Here is a 995-nt window from a genome sequence, read left to right on the forward strand (position 1 = left end):
CGATGATAGACGTCGATGAAATTGAGGCCGATCGCCGTGTGTCTGACCAGGATTTGTCCCGAGCCGGGTTGGCCCGGATCGGCGTCCTCATAGGTCAGAACCTCCGGACCGCCATTGGCGTGGATGCGTATTGCTTTGGACATTGATGAGGCTCTCTTGGGACCAGACTCTCTTGGGATCAGGTTTTTTTCGCGCCGAGCGTTGGAAAGAGCTGCATGATACCGCCGATGCATGCGAGGTAAAGTCCGGTGACCGTGATGCCGATCTTGGTGAAGACACTCACCTGCTCGCCCAAGACGCCGATCTGGTCGTAGAAGGCGGCAAGAGCTGCCTGCGCCAGCGCCAGCGCTCCAAAAGCGCACCACAGCAGCGTCATGCCAAGGTTGATTGGACGCAGCCGCACCACCCGCACCGGGTGGATGAAATTGATCGGCACAAAGGTCAGGATGCCGGCCACCACGACGACGGCGAAGGAAACCCATTGTCCCGGATCGATGACGAAAAGCGTGAACACCACCATGTTCCAGACTACCGGAAACCCCTTGAAGAAATTCTCCTTGGTCTTCATGCCGGTGTCGGCATAGTAGATCGCGCTCGACACGACGATGATCGCCGCCGACAGGAACGACAGGCCCTCACCCATGAAGCCGCGCTGGTAAAGCGCGAAGGCCGGTATCAGCACGTAAGTGACGTAGTCGATGATGTTGTCGAGAAGTTCGCCCGACCATGTCGGCAGGATTTCCTTGACCTCGAGTTTCCTGGCGATCGGCCCGTCGATGCCGTCGACGAACAGCGCCAGCCCCAGCCACCAGAACATCGCCGTCCAGCGCTGCTCGCTCGCCGCCACCAGCGACAGGAACGCCAGGAACGAGCCCGACGCGGTCAGCAGATGGACAGAAAACGCGCGCGCCTGCGGCCACGTGACTTTCTTCTTTGGCCTCGGAATCCTGTCCGTGATTTTCCTGACCGTAGTTTTTTTGCTCACGGGCCCCGCC

At 59.6% G+C, this 995-nt stretch carries 1 protein-coding gene and 1 pseudogene; both read right to left on the reverse strand.

Going from position 1 to position 995, the window contains the following annotated elements:
• Nucleotides 1-143, reverse strand: a pseudogene (locus EOA85_RS39715) (quinone oxidoreductase); the annotation flags it as partial.
• Between the two features lie 35 nt (nucleotides 144-178).
• On the reverse strand, nucleotides 179-985 hold the full coding sequence (gene pcsA, locus EOA85_RS35995) for a phosphatidylcholine synthase (protein ID WP_127212782.1): 807 nt from the start codon (nucleotides 983-985) through the stop codon (nucleotides 179-181).
• Nucleotides 986-995 lie beyond the last annotated feature (10 nt).

This window comes from Mesorhizobium sp. M5C.F.Ca.IN.020.29.1.1 (assembly GCF_003997375.1).
Taxonomy (GTDB): domain Bacteria; phylum Pseudomonadota; class Alphaproteobacteria; order Rhizobiales; family Rhizobiaceae; genus Mesorhizobium; species Mesorhizobium wenxiniae.